Origin of the sequence: Arsukibacterium sp. (assembly GCF_036735525.1) — a bacterium.
Classification (GTDB): Bacteria; Pseudomonadota; Gammaproteobacteria; order Enterobacterales; family Alteromonadaceae; genus Alishewanella.
The window spans coordinates 1-3,998 of record NZ_DAINOE010000146.1 but is presented as its reverse complement, the minus strand read 5'-3'; the positions used below and the strand labels follow the sequence as shown (position 1 = coordinate 3,998).

At 49.6% G+C, this 3,998-nt stretch carries 3 protein-coding genes; all 3 read right to left on the bottom strand.

Annotated elements, in window-relative coordinates; genetic code table 11:
• Positions 1-1,227: P22 phage major capsid protein family protein (locus V7D78_RS16320; protein ID WP_333609519.1), on the bottom strand; the 1,227-nt coding region annotated here is incomplete at its 3' end.
• A gap of 25 nt (positions 1,228-1,252) precedes the next feature.
• A complete protein-coding gene (locus V7D78_RS16315) occupies positions 1,253-2,134 on the bottom strand; it encodes a hypothetical protein (protein WP_333609518.1) in 882 nt (293 codons plus the stop codon).
• 91 nt (positions 2,135-2,225) lie between these two features.
• A partial coding sequence (locus V7D78_RS16310) for a portal protein (protein ID WP_333609517.1) occupies positions 2,226-3,998 on the bottom strand: 1,773 nt, incomplete at its 5' end.

Below are 3,998 nucleotides of genomic sequence, written 5' to 3'. Positions count from 1 at the left end.
GTCGGAATAAATCAAGTCCGTACCCCACACGGCATCAATGCGTGTGATTTCTGATTGCTGGTTAATATCGTAAGCACCTGTCATGCAAAGCGCTAAGCCTGAATCCGGGTCACGGACGCGAGACTTAACAACAGCAGACTGCGGCAATTCCAGGTCGATCATGGCCAGTGCAACAGCGTCACGATGGAACAGGAAGTTCTGCAGGTAAGTTGTGTTTGCGGTACCCAGCACAGTAATAGGCGCGTTGTTAGCAGGCGCAGCTGTTACGTTCTGGTATGCAGCCAGGCTGATTGTCTCACCAGCTTTGTTGACTGTGGTTAACGTGCCGTCATTAATCGCCGGGCTAATGCTGATTGAAGCAGCGCCAGCACCAGTTGAATCAACGTCTGCCTGCACAACAAAGTGCTTCAGGCGGCCAGTTGATTCATACGACTGCGGGTTAATTTCAAACACGCCAGCAAACGTGATTACATCACCAGCTTTCAGCAGGCCAGTAATGGAGTTAGACCAGCCTTTAGTAAGAATGGTGCCACCAGTTTGCGCACCGTCAACCAATGGCGTACCAGCGTAAGCGCCGACTGTATGAACAGGCATGTTAGCCGATTCAAACAAATCAAAGCCTGCCAGTGGGCCCATATAGCCTTTTTGCAGCGCACCTTTAACCATGCCCTCATTGAACTTGTTGCTGATTAAATCAGAGATTTCAGCAGCGTCCAGCATGTTCAGGATGCAACGGCGCATACCATCGTCAGGCACGGCAACATTGCCCATGTATGCTTTTGCCAGGTGAAAGTTTTTCAGCGTAATAGCAGTGCCCGGCGTACCAGAACTGAAATGCGCCTCTTTCAACTTAAGCAGGATAGAGCGGTCAATGACGTTAGCAATCTGCGACATACCAGACTTTAAATACCGATTGGAAAAGTTTTCGATACTCATTGTCCGGTCACGCATAGTGACCTCTAAGCCGAAGTGCTCTTGACGGTCAATGGCAAACGGCACCACTTGATCAACCATAGGCTGCTTAACCAGCACACGACCTGATGCGGTCTTGGTGCGGAATGGCTTTTGTAAGCTGATAACATCACCGACTTTAGCAAATCGGCGCTCTAAATCCCGGTGAACCAATGGGGCGGTAACCAGGCTGTTTTTTAACAGGCGCAGCGCTTCTTTAACGATAATATCATCGGTAAGTAAGACGTTGCCCTTTTCACCTTGTAACTGTGGCATATCTGAATTTCCTTAAACTTTTGAGTTACCAAAAGCTTGTTCTGGCCTGCTTCTTGTTCATGGCCTGTTCGTATTCCGAAAAGCTCATATCACTTAATTCAGGCTCTATGCCATCTGAACCAGATACCGGAGTAATTGGATCAGGGGCCGAACTCGCTCGCTTTATAGGTGCCGCCGCCAGCTTAGTCTCAATACGACCTAGCTCGCGTGCAATGCCAAGGGGCTTTAACCCGGCAATGCGTTTGGCTTCTTCTTTGTTTTTTCCTAAGTAGTAAGCTACAGCTGCAGGATCATCTGTCTCCGCTAATGCCTTAACCATATCGTTAGTTATGGCAAGGTCTGGCGCTGTTACTACTTCATCAAAGTCGGCCCACTTGGCTTTACTGTCAGCAAACGAAGCCTGAACATCTTCAAGCGCTTCGGCAAATTCATCGTCAGTCTGTTCCTTTTGCTCTGACTTAGTATCCGCTTTGTCGGCCTCCTTGGCCTTGTCGTCCTGCTTACCCTCGTTGTCGCTGTTGTATTTAGCAAGTGCGTCCAGGTAATCAGAATAACTATCGAAGTCTGCAGCGTCTGGCTCGTCTGTGGCGTCTTGCTGCTTGCCACCAGATAGCTTTTGCTCCAGCGCTTCGCGCTTTGTCCGTTCTTCCGTTGCTAACCGCTCAGCTTCTGCAGCTCGCTTTGTTAAGCGGTCAATCCGCTTTTGGAGCCGGCCACTGCCGCGCTCCTTATCATCAGCGTCAGGCGTTGCGCTGGCAGAATCATCTTCTGCTTTTGGCTCCTGTACTGGATCCTGCTTATCATCAGTGTCCTGATTTTCAGCGATCTCAACATCAGGGGCCGCGCCCTCATTGGTTACAACCTCAAAGTTTTCGGTTGGATCAACTACATTTTCGTTGTCAGACATGCGCGTAATTACTCCGCGAATTTTTGCCCGGTGCTGGCCACCGGTAGCCGTGTTAATTGAATTTTATACCATGTTGCTTATTATGCAACCATTACCGCATTGCGCCAGACTGTATAAGCTCTGCCATTGCCTCTGCTACCAAGCCTTTAACAAACTCAGCCGGGCTGCCTGCGCCTTGCATAACGGCAAGCGCTTCTACCTCAGCAAGCTTCTGCTGGGCTTCTGCCATTCTGGCTTGGGCCTCTGCAATGTCAGCTTCTGCCTTAACCATTTCTGCCTGCTCAGCTGGCGTTGGCGCCGGCGGTTCAGTGTCCATACCAGCTTCTTCCTGTTCTTGTGGCGTTAATATGCCAGGCGGCAATATCTTGCGCAGGCGCTCTGCAATATCACTCGCGCCAGGCCAGTCCATATTTTTAGCGATAAGATCCATAATAACGCCACCAGCTGCCGGCATAGCCTGAACAAACTGCATCAAGCTGTCTGCTGCCTCCATTCTCTGCGTCTGATAGCTCGGCCCGGTTTTTATAGTTACATCGAACCGGCCAAGGGAAATATCATTAATTTTGATTTCTTCCATCGTCACAGGATCCTGAACTACCTGATTGATGCGAACATAATCACCGGTTTCATCTTCAAAGCGCATACGAACTACCCGCTCAGTGTCGTAAACCTTTGGGATGATCTCTATCAGTATCTGGCCAATGCGGCGAATAGCCTTACCCAAGTTGTCAATGTATGCAAACGTGCCGCGATCACCCTGGCGCTGCCTGGCCAATATAGCCCGGCCTGACGTTTCATTACTCTGCGCACCCATACTGGCGTCATAAATACCAATGGTCGCTTTCATTTCGTCAGTCATGCTCATAGCTATTTGCAATTCAGCTGATGGCATTGACGGCGGCTGTTCCCGGCTTGGCTTATCACCATTAGGCAAACTGTTGTAACGCAGAACACTACGGTTTTCTCGGTTAGCTGCAGCCCACTCTGCTTCATAACCCTCAATAGCTTCTGCTGGAGCTGTCCATGGCGCTTTTGGTGCAAGTGCTACCCGCTCAGTTGCCGCTGTCATCCAGAAGTTGTGCATACGCTGCGCATCTTTGGCGTAACGGATAAGGCCGCGATAGTAAGTTTTATCGGATAAGATAATTTCTTTGCCAAGTACCGGCGTAATAGGAAGCGTTGAGCCGGGCCATTCTTTCGGCCCCTCCAGCACATCATATGCTGTGATTTTCTCCCACATAACTTTAAACGTCTGAACTTCACGCTCGCGCAGAACGGTAATGCCCTGCTCAACAAGTGCGGGTAACGCTTTCTCTATTTCATCCAAAAACACTGTTCGCTGATCAGACAGTAGTAACAGCTTGCGCTTTGCCGGCACCCGGTAGAAGTATTCAGCAACCCTTATATGTTCCTCGTTAACCCACCATGAGTATTCGCCACGATCAGCATCGCCTAATTCACCAGTGCGCTTACCAGGGTATTTGCGGTCAAAATCCTTTTTCTTCATTCGCTCACTGATAAAGCAGTAATTCCTGTCACTACAATCTGGCTCGGTGCCATCAGGATCCATCAACACAGAAAAGCGGTTAGCAATGCTGGTTATTTTAATATCCTGGTCAAAGGCATGATCGTTGGCGTAACAGGTCAGCACGCGCAGCCAGCCGAACCCGCCCTCTACGCAATGCTGAAATGCTCGGTCATAATGCGTTTCTGCGTTGCTGGTGTACTCAATATTACGGATCAGGTATTGATATAGCTCTGCCATATCGTAATCACTGTTGCCGGCTAAGTTCTGAACAGCTTGCACTTTGTTTTCTTCAACCGGGTGAACGTGTATTGCCGGCCGGTTTTGCAACTGATCACC

Excerpts from the sequence above, each read along its gene's own strand:
- V7D78_RS16315 (WP_333609518.1), bottom strand. The coding sequence starts at position 2,134 with ATGTCTGACAACGAAAATGTAGTTGATCCAACCGAAAACTTTGAGGTT.